This window comes from Rhodococcus sp. C-2, assembly GCF_027854095.1.
In the GTDB taxonomy this organism is placed as follows: Bacteria; Actinomycetota; Actinomycetes; order Mycobacteriales; family Mycobacteriaceae; genus Rhodococcus_F; species Rhodococcus_F qingshengii.
Genome location: NZ_JAQGFI010000004.1, coordinates 222,160 through 238,350, shown reverse-complemented (window position 1 = coordinate 238,350; position 16,191 = coordinate 222,160). Strand labels below are relative to the sequence as shown.

At 61.9% G+C, this 16,191-nt stretch carries 16 protein-coding genes; 9 read left to right on the top strand and 7 right to left on the bottom strand.

The window, feature by feature from the left end:
- The first annotated feature begins 52 nt into the window (after positions 1–52).
- A complete protein-coding gene (locus tag PCS43_RS10255) occupies positions 53–844 on the top strand; it encodes a DNA-formamidopyrimidine glycosylase family protein (protein ID WP_030535047.1) in 792 nt (263 codons plus the stop codon).
- Here the strand turns inward: PCS43_RS10255 and PCS43_RS10250 are convergent.
- Complete coding sequence (locus PCS43_RS10250; RefSeq protein ID WP_007727263.1) at positions 831–1,400, bottom strand: TetR/AcrR family transcriptional regulator; 570 nt, start codon at positions 1,398–1,400, stop codon at positions 831–833. The genes PCS43_RS10255 and PCS43_RS10250 overlap by 14 nt on opposite strands.
- An 87-nt stretch (positions 1,401–1,487) precedes the next feature.
- On the opposite strand from PCS43_RS10250, the gene PCS43_RS10245 reads away from it, so the two are divergent.
- The 5 genes from PCS43_RS10245 to PCS43_RS10225 all read left to right on the top strand — a co-directional run bounded on the left by PCS43_RS10245 (position 1,488) and on the right by PCS43_RS10225 (position 5,665).
- Entirely contained in the window at positions 1,488–2,429 is a 942-nt protein-coding gene (locus PCS43_RS10245) for an oxygenase MpaB family protein (protein WP_042449607.1), read from the top strand.
- Positions 2,430–2,446: 17 nt separating this feature from the next.
- Positions 2,447–2,983, top strand: coding sequence for a hypothetical protein (locus tag PCS43_RS10240; protein ID WP_003940745.1), 537 nt, complete (start codon positions 2,447–2,449; stop codon positions 2,981–2,983).
- Positions 2,984–3,307: 324 nt separating this feature from the next.
- Positions 3,308–3,802 carry a serine/threonine protein kinase gene (locus tag PCS43_RS10235; protein ID WP_209908122.1) on the top strand — a complete coding sequence of 165 codons (495 nt, stop codon included), beginning with the start codon at positions 3,308–3,310 and terminating at the stop codon, positions 3,800–3,802.
- A complete protein-coding gene (locus PCS43_RS10230; RefSeq protein ID WP_209908114.1) occupies positions 3,771–4,694 on the top strand; it encodes a hypothetical protein in 924 nt (307 codons plus the stop codon). Before PCS43_RS10235 ends, PCS43_RS10230 begins: the two co-directional genes overlap by 32 nt.
- An 86-nt stretch (positions 4,695–4,780) precedes the next feature.
- Positions 4,781–5,665 carry an aldo/keto reductase gene (locus tag PCS43_RS10225; RefSeq protein WP_058226546.1) on the top strand — a complete coding sequence of 295 codons (885 nt, stop codon included), beginning with the start codon at positions 4,781–4,783 and terminating at the stop codon, positions 5,663–5,665.
- Positions 5,666–5,701: 36 nt separating this feature from the next.
- On the opposite strand, the gene PCS43_RS10220 is transcribed toward PCS43_RS10225, so the two are convergent.
- Both PCS43_RS10220 and PCS43_RS10215 read right to left on the bottom strand, forming a co-directional pair.
- Positions 5,702–6,445, bottom strand: coding sequence for a 3-hydroxybutyrate dehydrogenase (locus PCS43_RS10220; RefSeq protein ID WP_030535050.1), 744 nt, complete (start codon positions 6,443–6,445; stop codon positions 5,702–5,704).
- A complete protein-coding gene (locus PCS43_RS10215; RefSeq protein WP_003940819.1) occupies positions 6,442–7,818 on the bottom strand; it encodes an MFS transporter in 1,377 nt (458 codons plus the stop codon). Before PCS43_RS10215 ends, PCS43_RS10220 begins: the two co-directional genes overlap by 4 nt.
- A 153-nt stretch (positions 7,819–7,971) precedes the next feature.
- Between PCS43_RS10215 and PCS43_RS10210 the strand changes: the two genes are divergently transcribed.
- Positions 7,972–8,919 (top strand): LysR family transcriptional regulator, encoded by a 948-nt coding sequence (locus PCS43_RS10210; protein ID WP_050654883.1) that lies wholly within the window; start codon positions 7,972–7,974, stop codon positions 8,917–8,919.
- Here PCS43_RS10210 and PCS43_RS10205 read toward each other — a convergent pair.
- The 3 genes from PCS43_RS10205 to PCS43_RS10195 all read right to left on the bottom strand — a co-directional run bounded on the left by PCS43_RS10205 (position 8,888) and on the right by PCS43_RS10195 (position 12,039).
- The gene (locus tag PCS43_RS10205; protein ID WP_030535052.1) at positions 8,888–9,604 is read right to left on the bottom strand and encodes a GAF and ANTAR domain-containing protein; all 717 of its coding nucleotides are present in this window, start codon (positions 9,602–9,604) and stop codon (positions 8,888–8,890) included. The genes PCS43_RS10210 and PCS43_RS10205 overlap by 32 nt on opposite strands.
- 50 nt (positions 9,605–9,654) lie before the next feature.
- Positions 9,655–10,197 (bottom strand): hypothetical protein, encoded by a 543-nt coding sequence (locus PCS43_RS10200; RefSeq protein ID WP_003940921.1) that lies wholly within the window; start codon positions 10,195–10,197, stop codon positions 9,655–9,657.
- Between the two features lie 99 nt (positions 10,198–10,296).
- Positions 10,297–12,039, bottom strand: coding sequence for a glycerol-3-phosphate dehydrogenase/oxidase (locus PCS43_RS10195; RefSeq protein WP_003940825.1), 1,743 nt, complete (start codon positions 12,037–12,039; stop codon positions 10,297–10,299).
- Positions 12,040–12,147: 108 nt separating this feature from the next.
- Between PCS43_RS10195 and glpK the strand changes: the two genes are divergently transcribed.
- A complete protein-coding gene (glpK, locus tag PCS43_RS10190; RefSeq protein ID WP_042449616.1) occupies positions 12,148–13,638 on the top strand; it encodes a glycerol kinase GlpK in 1,491 nt (496 codons plus the stop codon).
- Positions 13,639–13,808: 170 nt separating this feature from the next.
- Positions 13,809–15,224: an MFS transporter gene (locus PCS43_RS10185; protein ID WP_042449618.1), complete on the top strand. Its 1,416-nt coding sequence runs from the start codon at positions 13,809–13,811 to the stop codon at positions 15,222–15,224.
- Here PCS43_RS10185 and PCS43_RS10180 read toward each other — a convergent pair.
- A complete protein-coding gene (locus tag PCS43_RS10180) occupies positions 15,221–16,117 on the bottom strand; it encodes a LysR substrate-binding domain-containing protein (protein ID WP_030535055.1) in 897 nt (298 codons plus the stop codon). The two genes, PCS43_RS10185 and PCS43_RS10180, sit on opposite strands and share 4 nt — an antisense overlap.
- Between the last annotated feature and the right edge of the window lie 74 nt (positions 16,118–16,191).

Below are 16,191 nucleotides of genomic sequence, written 5' to 3'. Positions count from 1 at the left end.
ATGATGATTGAGATCGTGGAAGTTGAGATCCTGAAGTGTGGGTGCGGCGACCATGCCTGAGGGCGATACCGTGTGGCGGGCCGCCAATGAACTGCGCGCTGCCCTGGCCGAGAAGGTACTCACCACCTGCGACGTCCGCGTTCCTCGTTACGCCACGGTTGATCTCTCGGGCCACCGCGTGGATTCCGTCGCCAGCCGCGGAAAACATCTCCTGATCCGAGTGGGCGAAGCGTCCATTCACACGCATCTGAAGATGGAAGGTCAGTGGCAGATTTATCGCCCCGGCGAGCGCTGGCGCCGACCCGCCCATCAAGCGCGCATCATCTTGGCCACCGAAGACTCTGTAGCAGTTGGCTTTTCACTGGGAATCACCGAGATCCTCGAACTCGGGCAGGAACAGGAGGCCGTCGGACATCTCGGACCGGATCTGCTCGGGACCGATTGGGACAGTTCCGTGGCCGCCCGAAATCTACGGGCCGCCGACTCCGTACCGATCGGAATCGCGCTCCTGGATCAGCGGGTGATGGCCGGACTGGGCAACGTGTACCGAAACGAGATCTGCTTCCTACGAGGTATTCACCCGAAAACGCCGACACATCTCGCGGGGAATCTCGACGCGATAGTGGATCTGTCTTTTCGCACCATCAACGTCAACAAGTCACGTCGCATCCGGGTCACCACCGGCGACACCCGCCCCGGTAGGCAGACATGGGTGTACGGCAGACGCGGAAAACCATGCCGCCGTTGCGGGACTCGCATCAGAGAAGACACCCTCGGACCGGATCAGCTCACCGAGCGAAATATCTTCTTCTGCCCGGCCTGCCAGCCCTTCACGCCTGGTTAGCGTTGATCAGCAGCCTGACGCAGTGGCGGACAAATCGATCACGGTCCACGACGATCGTGCCGTCCAGATAACCGATGAACAGTGTGAACAACGCCCCGACCAGTCCGACTGCCACCAGTTGCTTGTCCACGGGATCAGCGATCTCGGACAACTGGTCGTACACCAGGTCGACGAACGCCGGCATCGATTCGATACCGCGGCCGCTCAGGACGGGTTCCGACAGCGGGGCGATCAGGAGCACTCTCCCCATCGCCGGATCGTCGACCATGAGCTTGACGAAAGCGTCGACCGCAGCGGTGGCGACGGCCTCGGATGTCGTCTCCGACTCCACTGCCGACGCAAGCGCCGACTGCGCGCGCTCGGCGACAAACGTGTGGACCGCGACAACGTACTGATCGCGATCGGTGAAGCTTTCGTAGAAGTACCGCTCGGTCAGACCGGCAGCCTTGCAGACCGCACGCACGTTGACGGCCGGACCGTCGACCGCACCGAGCAGTGTCACTCCGACGTCGAACAACGTCGCCTTTCGAGTGGCCCTGCGTTCTTCGATGCTCACAACTTCCCCACTTCGCCGACACTTGATCTTCAATGCACCCGGCATTCGATCCTTGACTACCACTGTTGTCGATCCTAATCTGACAACATGCGTAGTCAACTTGACGACAGCAGCACCCCGGTTCCCCTCGGTCCGGATTCCCTGACGTGGAAGTATTTCGGCGACTGGCGCGGGATGCTGCAAGGCGTCTGGGCCGGTTCGATGCAGAACATGCACCCCGGCCTCGGCGCCGGAGTCGAGGAGCATTCGCAATTCTTCGACGAGCGGTGGGAACGGCTGTACCGCTCGCTGTATCCCATTGCAGGCGTGGTCTTCGACGGCGATCGCGCGCAGCAGACAGCCGAAGAAGTCCGCGGCTATCACACACGAATCAAGGGCGTCGACAAGTTGGGGCGTCGGTATCACGCACTTGATCCCGACACTTTCTACTGGGCGCACGCAACGTTCTTCATGGGCACCATCGTCACTGCCGAGAACTTCTCCGGTGGCTTGACCGAGGCCCAGAAACGTCAGCTCTTCACCGAGCACATTCAGTGGTACCGCCTGTACGGGATGAGCATGCGCCCTGTTCCCGAGACCTGGGAAGCATTTCAGGAGTACTGGGACCACATGTGCCGCAACGTACTCGAAGACAACAAGGCGACCCGCGACGTCCTCGACCTGTCGGGACTCGGCAAGCCCCCGTACATGACGTGGCTACCCGATCCGTTGTGGCGGCTCGCCCGAATCCCCCTCGCCCGCGGATTCGTGTGGCTGACGGTCGGAATGTACGACCAACCGGTTCGAGACCTACTCGGCTACTCGTGGACCAGTCGCGATCAGAAAATTCACAACGCTGTCGGCCGCACCGTCAACGCCGTCTTCCGTCTGGTGCCGTGGCGATACCGGTATCAGCCACGTGCTCGCGCGGGATGGGATCGAGCTGACGGCCGAATCCCCGCCGATGCACCACTGGTCCACACACCGGCGCGCAACCTGCCCCCGCTCGAGCAGCGAGATAACCCGATGCACTACAGCCCCAGGGTCTGATCTGCCATGCTCTGAACATGGAGTGGGACCTGCGAACCCTGCTGAACCGTCCGATCACGTCTCACGGTGCGCCGCTGGGACAAGAACGTGTGGCGGCGAGGACCACCGCGTACATCTACGGCAACATTCTTGTCCTCGCCGCACTCATACCGGTGACGAAATCTCAGGAATCGCTCGGCGCCGCGATTGTGGTCGGCACGGCATTGTCGACATACATCGCCCACACATTTGCCGAGGGAGTCGGCGAGAGCATTCGCAACGATCGCCGACTGACGACCGCGGAGAGAATCGACTCGCTTCGCGATTCCGTCCCGATCCTCACCTCTGCGGTTGTTCCTGTCGTCATTCTCGCGACGGCGTGGTTCAACTTCCTGGAGCCACGGACGGCGCAGTTGATCGCGGAAATCGTCTTGATCCTGCGGATCGGTTCCACCAGTTACGTGATCAGCCGACTGCACGGCGAGAAAGTCAGTACGAACACACATCTGGCAGCCTTCGGCCTCGCTGCCGTCGCCACCCTCATAGTCGGCTTGAAGATAGTGCTCACTCATTGACGAGCCACAAGTGCAAAAGAAGTCAGACCGGTCGTATATAACTAAGACGGGCAATTCGCAGAAACCTAACAATCGGTAATTTCGATGTGCGGTGATCGACGACTAACTCGGCCCACTTCTATCAAGTAGGCAGAGGAGCAGCCCGCAATGACAACACCACAGTCGCCGTATCCCTGGAACAACGACCCCAACCACACGACACCTCTCCCTCCGCCCCCTCCTCCGCCGCCGGGCATCACACCCGGTCAGGCTCCGTACTCGGGACATCAGCCTGCTTACACCCCGCCCCGGCCCCCATACGCTCAAGGCACTGGATATTCGCCGATGCCTCCCCGCCCGCCGAAATCGTATGCATGGCTGTGGGTCCTACTGGGAGTTGTCACAGTCGCACTCGTCGCCGTCGTGGTCTACGTATGGGTTCTCCCTCTCGTCTTGAACGACAATTCCGACGAGAACACCGCACGCACGGAAACCGTGGTGATCACCTCACCTGCGGCCGCGCCGCAGAACGGCGTCGTCACACCCGCGCCCAACGAGTCGGTCCCTGCCAGCGCAGCGCGTTGTGGATCGGTGTTCTCGAACAACGAATTCACGACGTCCGCCGTCGGCACCAGCGTGACGTCCTGTGAGTTCGCCGAAGAAGTGCGCTACCAGTACGTGAGCCAGGGTCGACGCGGCGGCCCGGTCTCCATCAGCGCGGTCAGTCCGGTCACGGGAACTCGGTACTCGATGAACTGCGCCGGCAACAAAGTCGTCACGTGTACCGGCGGAAACAACGCGGTGGTCTATGTCTATTCAGCAGTGCGTCGAGGCTCGTAGCGGGACGCGCCGACGGCTCCTGGCGGTTGCACTCGCCACTGCTTCTGCAGCAGCCCTCGCGGGCTGCACGATTCCGACGCGAGACGAGTCGTCGGAGAAGGTCGAGACGATCACCGAGATCGTCGTCGTTCCACCGGAGCCGACAGAGACTCCTGCCGCCCCGGGCAACGGTGTCGGCCCGCTCGCCGGATTCGAGGCCCTGGGCAACACCCTCGGCGGCGCCGTGGGTATCGCACTCGTGCCCGTCGGCGGAGGTCAGTCACTCGTTGCCGGCGAGTGGCAGAACGGAGTCGCCTGGTCCACCATCAAAGTCCCACTGTCCATCGCAGCCCTCCACGAACCCGACAACACAGAACTCACAACGGTCAAGCAGGCGATCACCACCTCCGACAACGAATCAGCCGAAGAACTGTGGCGAGGCCTCGGCGATCCGACCACTGCCGCAGCGAAGGTCGAGTCAGTCCTCGTGGCCTCCGGCGATATGTCCACCACCGTGGAATCACGCACGCTACGACCAGAATTCAGCTCGTTCGGTCAAACACAATGGCCACTTGCCGTCCAAGCGCAATTCGCCGCCACCCTGCCATGCCGGAGCGACGCCACCGAAGTCTTCGGGCTCATGGGCAGCATCAGCCCCGACCAACAGTGGGGCCTGGGAGTGATCCCAGCCGCTCGATTCAAAGGTGGGTGGGGGCCGGACGACGACGGCGGCTATCTGGTCCGCCAATTCGGGATCATCAGCAGCGGCACCGGACAACTCGCTGTCGCCATCGCAGCCAAGCCGGACTCGGGCACTTTCGCCGACGGTACTGCGATGCTCAGCGACATCGGCCGCTGGGTAGGCGAACGAGCGCAGGCTTTACCCATCGGCGGCACCTGCCAACCGAGCTGAAGTACTGCCGGTCGAGGGAGGTACTGCCGTTACCCGGCTGAGCAGTCACTCCCGCCGAACCCCCGGCCGCCGCTACCGTGGACGACATGAGCATCCCGAGTCTGAAACTGAACAACGGCGTCGACATCCCCGCGCTTGGCTTCGGCGTGTACCAGACGCCGCCGGACGAAACACTCGCCGCCGTCGAGTCCGCGCTGTCGACGGGTTATCGCCATATCGACACTGCCGCGGCCTACGGCAACGAGAAGGGCGTCGGTGAGGCGATCCGGCGATCCGGACTCGATCGCGCGGACATCTTCGTCGAGTCGAAGGTCTGGATCACCGACTACGGATACGACGAGACTCTGCATGCCTTCGACAAGAGCGCAGGCAAACTCGGCGTCGAACAACTCGACCTCCTGATCCTCCATCAGGCGTTGCCGAGCGAGTTCGAGCGCACGATCGACGCGTACAGGGCATTGGAAACGCTTCTGGCCGACGGCAAGGTCCGCGCTATCGGAGTCAGTAACTTCATGCCGGATCACCTCACCCGACTCCTGGACGCAACGTCCGTGGTGCCGGCGGTCAACCAGATCGAGGTTCATCCGTACTTCAGGCAGTCGACTTTGCTCGAGGCCGACGCCGATCACGGGATTCTGTCTCAGGCATGGTCACCGATCGGCGGAATCACGTTCTACCGCGACGGCTCCCACGGCTCGACCCTCGAGGACGCCACCATCGGCGCCATTGCGACCGCTCACGGCAAGTCGCCTGCACAGGTGATGCTGCGCTGGCACCTCCAGCAGGGCCGCCAGGTGATCCCCAAGTCGGTGACTCCCTCTCGGATCGCGGAGAACTTCGACGTGTTCGACTTCGAACTCACCGCCGAAGAACTCTCCGCAATCGACGCACTCGACACCGGAGTTCGCGGCGGTCCCGAACCCGAGGTCATCACCCGCGAGAAGTTCGGAATCGAGATTCCCGAAGCCTGAACCCGGCAGCTTGAACAACACAGCAGCCCCAGTGATCTAGCTGGCGCTCCACCCGCCGTCGATGGTGTACGAAGCCCCCGTCACCATCGACGCCTCGGGCGATGCCAGCCACCCCACCAGCGATGCCACTTCTGCGGGCTCGACCATCCGTTTGATCGCGCTCTCGGTGAGCATCACCTTCTCGACAACCTCGGATTCACTGATTCCGTGAACCTTTGCCTGGTCGGAGATCTGGGATCGCACGAGTGGTGTCAGGACGTAGCCCGGATTGACACAGTTACTGGTGACACCGTGTGGGGCACCTTCGAGCGCAACAACTTTCGACAGCCCTTCGAGTCCGTGCTTTGCCGTGACGTACGCACTCTTGAATGCCGAAGCGCGGAGCCCGTGGACCGAGGAAATGTTGACGATGCGCCCGAATCCTTTGCGGTACATGTACGGCAGGGCCGCTCTGACCAGGAGGAACGGCGCTTCGACCATGAGGCGTTGAATCTTCCGGAAGTCCTCGACGTCGAAATCCTCGATGGGACTGACCCGTTGAATGCCGGCGTTGTTGACAAGTACGTCCGTCTCGAGTGCCAGATCCACGAGTTGGTCGGTGTCGAGGAGATCGACGGCCCACGCAGTGCCGTCGATCTCGTCGGCCAGCGCCTTCGCAGCGACGTCGTCGAGATCAGCGACGGTGACGTGGGCGCCGCGGGCGGCAAGGAGTCGAGCACACGCCTCGCCGATACCGCTGGCACCACCGGTGACCAGTGCCGTTTTGCCGGAGAGCGTCATGCGGAAACACCGGCCCGCTCGTCGGCGAGCACTCGTGCGTCGGCGGCATCGACGGACTCGAGCGAGATTCCCTTGGTCTCCCGCGCGAAAACGACTGCGACGATGGTGACCAGGGATGCCAGCAGGAGATAGATCGCGATGGGGACCGAGGAGTCGAACTTGCTCAGCAGTCCGGTCGCGATGATCGGAGCCAGTGAACCTGCCACGATCGACGTGACCTGATATCCCAGGGAGACACCGGAATAGCGCATCCGGGTCGGGAACATCTCGGCCATGATCGCGGGTTGGCCGGCGTACATGAACGCGTGGAACACAAGCCCGATGATGATTGCCGACAAGATGACTGCATTGTGCCCGCTGTTCATCATCGGAAAGGCGAAGAATCCCCATGTTCCGGCGGTGACGGCGCCGATCATGTACACCGGGCGTCGACCGATCGTGTCGGACAGTTTGCCCACCAACGGAATCACTGCGAAGTGCACGGCATGTGCCATCAGCATCCACCAGAGGATGTGCGCCGTGTCCGCATGAACGACGACCTTGAGGTAGGTGATCGAGAAGGTCACCACGAGGTAGTACATGACGTTTTCGGCGAAACGCAGGCCCATCGCGGTCAACACTCCGCGCGGGTAACGCTTGACCACCTCGAAAACGCTGTACGAGGTTGCCTTGACCAGTTCTGCTTCCTTCTGCGCCGCAATGAAAATGGGAGCGTCGGTGACCTTGGTCCGAACGTAGTACCCGACCAGAACGATCACCGCGGAGAGCCAGAAGGCAACGCGCCAGCCCCAACTCATGAAGGATTCGTCCGAGAGCGTCGACGTCAGGATCAACAGCACGACAGTGGCCACCAGGTTGCCCATCGGCACGCCGGCCTGAGGCCAGGACGACCAGAACCCGCGAGATCGATTCGGGCTGTGCTCGGCGACAAGGAGTACCGCCCCACCCCATTCGCCGCCGACAGCAAATCCTTGGATGAAGCGCAGCGTGACCAGCAGTGCCGGCGCCCAGTAGCCGATCTGACCGTAGGTCGGTAGGCAGCCCATCAGGAAGGTCGCGGCACCGACCAGCAGCAAACTGAACTGCAACAACTGCTTCCGGCCGAACTTGTCTCCGAAATATCCGAAGACGATTCCGCCGAGTGGCCGGGCGGCGAATCCGACGGCGTAGGTGATGAAAGCCGCGATGATCGCATCCAGCTCGTTGCCGCCGCCAGGAAAGAAGACTTTGCTGAAGACCAGCGTGGCCGCCGTGCCGTACAGAAAGAACTCGTACCACTCGACCACGGTGCCCGCCATCGAGGCGCCGACCACCTTCTTCAGCCCCGATGGTGGGGCTTGGCTCTCGGGTTTCGGCATGTTGTCGACGCTCATCGTGGACTCCCTCGTCTTCAGTTCGCGATTCGCCTGCTCTTCACGATCAGGAATGTGACCGCTCGCACATTTTTTGTGACTCGATGAGTATCGGTGCAGATTCTTGGCACGACAATGACAAATCTCGCACCATACAGGTGCAAAAATGCAGATATGACACTCGGACTGAGCCCGGACGACCTACTGGTGCTTCTCGCGGTCGGTCGCACCGGCCGCTTCAACACCGCCGCCGACGACCTGGGCCTCAACCACACCACCATTTCGCGCCGCATCGCCTCGCTCGAGAAGAGCCTCGGCGGCCGTGTACTGGTCCGCTCGTCCGGCGGCTGGGAGTTGACCGACCTGGGCAGACAAGCCCTCAGCGCGGCCGAGCGCATCGAGGCCGCGGTGAACGAACTGGCACTCGACTCCACCGGTCAGCAGCAACTCGACGGCGTCGTGCGGGTCTCGGCCACCGACGGCTTCAGCGCATACATCGCGGCCCCCGCCGGCGCAGCGGTTCGCAGACGCCATCCTCGCGTGAGCGTGGAGATAGTCGTCGCGACCAGAAAGGCGTCGCAGATACGCTCGGGGCTCGACATCGAGGTTGTTGTCGGCAAACCTCAAGTTCACCGCGCCGAGGCCGTCCATCTGGCCGACTACGCGCTGGGTTTGTACGCCTCCCGAGAGTATCTACGTCAGAATGCAGTTCCCGAAAGTGCCGAAGATCTGGCCGAACACTCGCTCGTGTATTTCATCGACTCGATGCTGCAGGTCGACGAACTCGATCTGGCCCGCAAGCTCACGGTTTCCATGCGCGAGGCCGTCACGTCCACCAACGTGTTCGTCCACATCGAGGCAACGCGCGCGGGTGCCGGCATCGGCCTGCTCCCCTGCTTCATGGCTGAGCAACACGACGATCTGATTCGCGTGCTGCCCGCTCACATCGAAGTCAGACTTTCGTACTGGTTGGTGGCTCGTTCTGAATCCTTGCGCCGCCCGGAAGTCGCAGCGGTGGTGACGGCACTTCGAGAGACGGTGGATCGCAAGCGATCTCAACTCCTCGGCTCTCCCGGGGCGAACGAAGCCCTCAGTCCAGAGTCGAACGATGCTGGACGATGACCTTGCGCGCCAACTCGGCGATCTTGACGTTCATGTTCTGCGAGGTTCGCACCAGAATGTCGAAGGCCTCGTCGTCGGACACCCGATGCAATGCCATCAGCAGACCGACGGCCTGACCGATTTCGCGACTGCTCGCCAGACCTCGCCGCAGCGAGTCGGCATCCTCTCCTCGGTTCAGCGCGGTGACGGCCACGGATGCAAACGATGCCAACATGATCGCGTGGTCGGCAACAGTTTCCGTGAATGCTCCCGGAGTGTCGGAGAAGAGGTTGAGGGCACCGAACTTCTGACGATCGACCATCAGTCGGAACCCCATCGAGCCACGAATGGGTGTCTCTGCCACTACTTTCCGAGCGAACTCGGGCCACTGATTCGGAGTGCGAAGATCTGACTCGAGCTGCGGCGCCTCCGTGTCGAGGGCGTCGATGCACGGCCCCTCGCCAGTCGCACGTTCGAGATCGTCTGCATACTCGGCGATCTCGTCGCTTGCCGCTACCGTGACGTTGGTGTTTCCCCGTCGCAGCATCAGGCTTGCGTGATCGCAACCGGGAATCAACTCGACAGCCGCCGAACAGATCGCGGAGTACACCTCGGCGCTGTCTGCGGCGGAGTAGAGGATCTCCGCCAACGCCGCGAACACTGCCGTGGGTTCTGTCAGTGCTTGGTCGCGCTCAGCCATCTCCATACACCTCGGGGTCTACCGTTCATCGAATTCTTCACCGAACGGTACAAACCTTACTTACTCGAGCGGATGGGGTCGCCGCCGCTCGCCGATTCCCGCCCGTCCGTCCCCTGAAAAGCTTCCGTGGCCGCGCGGTGATGCAGAGCCGTCACGGTGGTGATCTGCTTGGACACCAGGTCGTTGAGCTCGCGGTACTGCTCCTCCGTCTCCCCGGCCGGAATGTCTCTCAGGACCTCCCACATCGCACTCTTGCCGCACAGAGCGGTCCGCATGATCTCGAGAGTTGCCAGCTTCACGAGACGGTTGCGCCAGATGGCGTCGACATGGACGAGGCGCCTGATCCGATTGACCGTCGCGTCGATCTTGGAGTACCGCGGCAGAGATATGCCCTGGGTGTCCTCGATCAGTTGCAGCAGCTGCTCGATCTCGTACTCGAGCTCACCCGGCAACGAGTCCAGCTCACCGTCAGCCCACGCGCCGTACGAGTCCGAGAGTGACCGCGAGAGTTGCAGCCCTACCATCGCTCCGCACAGGTGAGTGACCAGGTAAGCAGTGGCTATGTGTTCCTCAGCAGATCTCGACCGACTACCGAACATTGGGATCCTCCTGGGCGACGCTCGACCGGTCTGTGCTGACACGGGTGGTGATTCGACATCCGCCTACCCGCGACAGACCGAGAACAAACGACGGGCGACTCAGACCCGATCCGGCACCACGACGACGGGTTCGAGGATCTCGGCCCGAGACTCCGGCGCTGCGGCGCGCAAGGCGTCGGCCGACTCGTCGTCCGGCTGGGTCTGCGACTCGATCTCCGCTTCGACGCGCGCTCGGTACGTGTCGACCTCGCGCTCGACGGTGGCGGCATCCCAACCGAGAATCGGGGCAACCAATCCGGCAACCTGTTGCGCACAGTTGACACCACGATGCGGGTACTCGATTGCGATGCGCATGCGGCGAGCCAGGATGTCGTCGAGGTGCAATGCACCCTCGGCCGCGGCGGCGTACACAGCCTCGACCTGAAGGTAATCGGGGGCATCTGTGATGGGCTGCAACAACTCCGGCGTCTGTCGGCCGAGTTCGAGGACCTCCGTGATGAGTGAACCATAGCGGTCGAGCAAGTGCTTGACGCGATACGGATGCAAGCCGTACTGCTCGCCCAGTTGCACAGTCTGATTGATCAACGCGAAGTATCCGTCGGCGCCGACGAGCGGCACCTTCTCCGTGATCGACGACGCCACTCGCGCCGGAATGTCTTCTGCTGCGACATCGACGGCGTCTTCCGCCATGACCCGATACGTCGTGTACTTTCCACCGGCGATGGCGACCAGGCCTGGAGCCACACGGGCAACGGCGTGCTCGCGCGAGAGCTTCGACGTCTCGTCGCTCTCACCGGCAAGCAGCGGACGCAGGCCTGCGTAGACACCGTCGATGTCGGCGTGCGTCAGCGGCGTGACCAGGACGGAGTTCACGTGGCCGAGGATGTAGTCGATATCTGCTTTGGTTGCCGCTGGGTGAGCGAGATCCAAGTTCCAGTCGGTGTCCGTGGTGCCGATGATCCAGTGACTGCCCCACGGAATGACGAACAGCACCGATTTCTCGGTACGCAGGATGATGGCGGCTTCACTGACGATGCGATCGCGCGGGACGACGATGTGTACGCCCTTCGACGCTCGCACCCGGAACCGTCCGCGCTGACGTGAGAGGGCCTGGATTTCGTCCGTCCAGACACCGGTTGCATTGATGACGACGTGACCCTTGACCTCCGCGGTACGGCCGTCTTCGCAGTCGCGAACACGAACTCCCGAGACCCGGTCCGCTTCACGCAGAAATCCCACGACCTGCGTCGACGTTCGGACAACCGCGCCGTAGTGGGCGGCGGTCCGTGCAACGGTCATGGTGTGCCGAGCGTCGTCGACGACGGTGTCGTAGTACTGGATGCCACCGGTCAGTGAACTGCGCTTGAGGCTCGGCGACATGCGCAGTGCGCCCGCCCGGGTCAAGTGCTTCTGGGAGGGGACCGATTTGGCGCCGCCCATCCGGTCGTAGAGGAAGATTCCCGCGGCCATGTACGGGCGTTCCCACACTCGGTGAGCCAAGGGGAACAGAAACTTCAGCGGCTTGACCAGGTGCGGAGCGAGCGTGGTCAGCGAGAGTTCGCGCTCACGCAACGCCTCACGAACGAGGCCGAATTCTAGTTGCTCGAGATAGCGGAGACCGCCGTGGAACATCTTCGACGAGCGACTGGACGTACCGGATGCGTAGTCACGGGCCTCGACCAACGCAACCTTCAGCCCGCGGGTGGCCGCATCGAGGGCCGCTCCGACACCGACGACACCACCGCCCACCACGACGACGTCGAATTGCTCGGTCTGAAGTTGTTCCCAAGCAGCTTCGCGCTGCTGCGGGCCGAGAAACTGCGCACCTTGCTGCTTACTCAACCCGGTCTCCTGTAAGTCGACGACGAATCCGTTTACAGGCTAGTAGCTTGATCCACATACTGCGACAGCGCACGGATTACTGCGAACACGCCCGAACCTAGGAGCACAGTGAATCAATACATCGCCGCCATCGACCAAGGCACGACGTCGAGCCGCTGCATGATCTTCGATCACGACGGCGCCGTGGTGAGCGTTGCGCAGAAAGAACACGAGCAGATTTTCCCGCGAGCAGGTTGGGTCGAGCACGATCCGGTGGCGCTGTGGATCAACACTCGGGAGGTGGTGGCCGGCGCTCTCGCGAAGGTCGATCTCACGCGGGCCGACATCGCTGCCGTCGGAATCACGAATCAGCGTGAGACAACCGTCGTTTGGGAACGTTCGACGGGTAAGCCGATCTACAACGCGATCGTGTGGCAGGACACGCGCACGGATCAACTGTGTGTCGAACTGGGCGGCGACGAGGGTCCGGACAAGTATCGAGACAAGACCGGACTACCACTCTCGACCTACTTCGCCGGGCCGAAGATCCGCTGGATTCTCGACAACGTCGACGGTGCGAAAGCAAAAGCGGAGGCCGGCGAATTGTGCTTCGGCACTGTCGACACGTGGATCGTGTGGAACCTGACCGAGGGCGTCCACGTGACAGATGTCACCAATGCGTCACGCACGATGCTGATGGATCTCGAGACCCTCCAGTGGGACGAATCGATCTGTGCAGACTTCGGAATCCCGATGTCGATGCTCCCGGAAATCCGTAGTTCCTCAGAGGTCTACGGCACAGGACGTCCACGCGGCAATCTCGCCGGTGTGCCGGTCGCCGGAATCCTCGGTGACCAGCAGGCAGCCACATTCGGCCAGGCCTGCCTCTCCGAGGGTGAAGCCAAGAACACCTACGGCACCGGCAATTTCATGCTTCTCAATACTGGCACGAAGCCGGTGCACAGCAAGCACGGACTACTGACGACCGTCTGCTACAAACTCGGCGAAGCCCCTGCCGTGTACGCACTCGAAGGTTCCGTCGCCGTGACGGGTTCCTTGGTCCAGTGGCTTCGGGACAATCTCGGAATCATTCAGAACGCCAAGGACATCGAGCCGCTCGCCGCAAGTGTCGATGACAACGGCGGCGCCTACTTCGTGCCCGCGTTCTCCGGGCTGTTCGCACCTCGGTGGCGACCGGATGCCCGGGGTGTCATCGTCGGTCTGACGCGCTTCGTCAACAAGGGACACCTGGCCCGCGCAGCGCTCGAGGCGACGGCATACCAGACCCGCGAGGTCATCGACGCCATGCGAGCGGATTCGGGAGTCGAACTGTCCGCACTGAAGGTCGACGGCGGCATGGTGGTCAACGAAACCCTGATGCAGTTCCAGTCGGACATCCTCGGAGTTCCCGTCATCCGCCCGGTGGTCAACGAAACGACAGCTCTCGGTGCTGCATACGCAGCGGGCCTCGCCATCGGTTATTGGGCCGACACCGAAGACATCCGCAACAACTGGGCCGTCGGCCAAACCTGGGAACCGGCGATGGACGAGTCCGAAAGGTCACGGCTGTACGCGGAGTGGAACAAGGCCGTCGAGCGGACGTACAACTGGTCCGAGTAATCACCCGATCCTTCCATACCGGAAGAGCTGATCATGGTCGTCTATTGATACTCCTGAGGTATCAATAGGCGACCAAGTTGGTATTGGACGTGACCTACACCACTCTGCGAATCTCATTCAGGCACGCCACGTTTCGGCGCCGCGAATGTTGCAGAGAAAGGTCGCCACGCATGAGTTCACCCACTCGCAGTTCCGAGGAGATCAACGCCAAGGCGCGAAGAGCCGGTATCGCTTCGTTCATCGGAACCACTATCGAGTGGTACGACTTCTACATCTACGGCACTGCCGCTGCCCTGGTATTCGGCGACATCTTCTTCTCCGACACTCTCCCGAACGGAGTCGGCACTCTCCTCGCCTTCATCACACTCTGGGCAGGCTTCCTCGCCAGGCCGATCGGCGGGATCATCTTCGGTCACCTCGGCGACCGGATCGGACGCAAGAACACTCTCGTCATCACCTTGATGATGATGGGTGTCGCCACGGTAGGCATCGGACTCCTCCCCACCTACGCACAGGTCGGGATCTGGGCGCCGATCGGTCTGGTCACCCTTCGCGTCATCCAAGGAGTCGCGGTCGGTGGCGAGTGGGGCGGCGCAGTGCTCATTGCCAGCGAGAATGCCCCGAAGGGCAAGAGCATCCTCTACTCCGCGTTCGCCCAACAGGGCTCACCCGCCGGAAATCTGTTGGCCACCATCGCGTTCTTCCTTCTGTCCTCGATGCCGACGCCGTCGTTCCTCCTGTACGGATGGCGCATCCCGTTCATCATCTCGGCGGTGCTGGTCATTCTCGGGATGATCATTCGCCTCAAACTCGAAGAGTCGGACGAGATGAAGGCCGTTCTCGCACGCAAGAAGGTCGTCAAGCTCCCGCTCGCCGAAGTCTTGCGCAAGCACTGGGTACTGGTTCTCCTCGGCGCCGGCGCACTCCCCCTCGCCCAGGTCACCTATTTCAAGAACACCTTCGCATTGTCCTGGGCTACAAAAGAACTCGGATACGATCGAGGAACCTTCCTGGCCGCCATCGCGATCGCGCTCGTCGTGCAGTTCATCGTCCAACCTTTCGGTGCCGTCCTGGTCTCCAAGATCGACATGCGAAAAGCCATGTGCCTGATGGTGATACCGGAGTTCGTCCTCATGCCCGCCATGTTCTTCGCGATCCGAACCGGGAACTTCACCATCGCAGTCGTCGCGATGTGTCTGGCCACGATCCCGCACTCGATGTTCTACGGCGCCATCGCCGGCGTTCTCGCTCGGGCCTTCCCCGCCAACATCCGTTACACCGGTCTGTCGACGGCGTACCAATTGTGTTCCCTTGTCGTCGGCGGCGGAACTCCCGTACTGGCGCAGTGGATGCTCAACACGTCAGGCAATATCGTCGGGGTCGCGATCGTATCCGGGCTGTACGCCCTTGTCTCGCTGATCTGCACCCTGCTCCTGCTCCGACGTACCGGCTACAACGCGGGCGAACTCTCGACGGCCGAACAAGCGGACTACGACGAACTCGAACTCGAAAACACTCTTGTCGATATTGCGAACTCGCCGAAGTCCGAAGCGGGTGAGATTCCTACCGGTCGGGCAACCGTCTAGGCCAGGGACGGCAGCGCCTGCTCGGACAATTTCAACACTTCGAGAAGAGCAGGTCTGTCGTCTCCCTCTCGCCAGGCGATACGCAGTTGAAGAGGAGGAGGTGGGTCCATGACCGGAACAAAGACAACATCAGGATTCACGATGCTCTGGGCCACCGAGGAAATGGTCAACGAGCATCCGATTTCCGCGGACACCAGCGCGATCAACGACATCGAATCCGGTGCCGTCTGCACGATGCGAGCCAGGAACCCTGCGTTCTTCGAGGCAGTGAGCAGAGACTCCCGCAGAATCGAACCTGGCTCCGCCGGAAGCGTCACCCAATTCTCGGACTCCAATTCGATCAACCGAACCGAGTCCCTCGACGCCAACGGGTGGTCTTTGGACATGGCCACCAGAAAGTTCTCCTCGGCGATCAATCTCGACGTGATCCCGAGCGGCGGTACGGTCCACCGCACCATCCCGATGTCGAGTCGTCGATCGAGCAGCATCAACAACGCCTCGTTCGCGAAAGCAGAACTGTCGAGCACGAATTCGATACCGGGATTGGTCTTTCTCACCAATTTCGCCCACCGCCCGACGAGCAGATGCGAAGAAGTCCCCGCGAAACCCAGGCGAACGCGACCTGTCGTTCCCTTGCCTGCCGCAGACACCGCGATCTCGGCCATCCGGCACGCGTCCAGAATCTCGCGCGCCGGAAGCAGCAGCGCTTCACCGGCAGCAGTGAGCCGCACAGTTCGAGTGCTCCGATCGAACAACGGCGAACCGAGCTGTTTCTCGAATTGCCTGATCGTTCGACTCAGCGGCGGTTGCGCAATCCGAAGCCGCTGCGCCGCACGGCCGAAATGTAGCTCCTCAGCCACCGCGAGAAATGCGTTGATCTGATGAATTTCCACCCGACATTGTTGCGCCACACCGGCCGAACATGTCAAGTTCCGAAACCGACCGAGTGCGCGAAAGAACAAGAAGA

Bases quoted from the DNA above. Each gene is read 5' to 3' on its own strand.
- PCS43_RS10255 (WP_030535047.1), top strand. From the start codon at position 53: ATGCCTGAGGGCGATACCGTGTGGCGGGCCGCCAATGAACTGCGCGCT.
- PCS43_RS10245 (WP_042449607.1), top strand. From the start codon at position 1,488: ATGCGTAGTCAACTTGACGACAGCAGCACCCCGGTTCCCCTCGGTCCG.
- PCS43_RS10240 (WP_003940745.1), top strand. From the start codon at position 2,447: ATGGAGTGGGACCTGCGAACCCTGCTGAACCGTCCGATCACGTCTCAC.
- PCS43_RS10235 (WP_209908122.1), top strand. From the start codon at position 3,308: ATGCCTCCCCGCCCGCCGAAATCGTATGCATGGCTGTGGGTCCTACTG.
- PCS43_RS10230 (WP_209908114.1), top strand. From the start codon at position 3,771: ATGTCTATTCAGCAGTGCGTCGAGGCTCGTAGCGGGACGCGCCGACGG.
- PCS43_RS10225 (WP_058226546.1), top strand. From the start codon at position 4,781: ATGAGCATCCCGAGTCTGAAACTGAACAACGGCGTCGACATCCCCGCG.
- PCS43_RS10220 (WP_030535050.1), bottom strand. From the start codon at position 6,445: ATGACGCTCTCCGGCAAAACGGCACTGGTCACCGGTGGTGCCAGCGGT.
- PCS43_RS10215 (WP_003940819.1), bottom strand. From the start codon at position 7,818: ATGAGCGTCGACAACATGCCGAAACCCGAGAGCCAAGCCCCACCATCG.
- PCS43_RS10210 (WP_050654883.1), top strand. From the start codon at position 7,972: ATGACACTCGGACTGAGCCCGGACGACCTACTGGTGCTTCTCGCGGTC.
- PCS43_RS10205 (WP_030535052.1), bottom strand. From the start codon at position 9,604: ATGGAGATGGCTGAGCGCGACCAAGCACTGACAGAACCCACGGCAGTG.
- PCS43_RS10200 (WP_003940921.1), bottom strand. From the start codon at position 10,197: ATGTTCGGTAGTCGGTCGAGATCTGCTGAGGAACACATAGCCACTGCT.
- PCS43_RS10185 (WP_042449618.1), top strand. From the start codon at position 13,809: ATGAGTTCACCCACTCGCAGTTCCGAGGAGATCAACGCCAAGGCGCGA.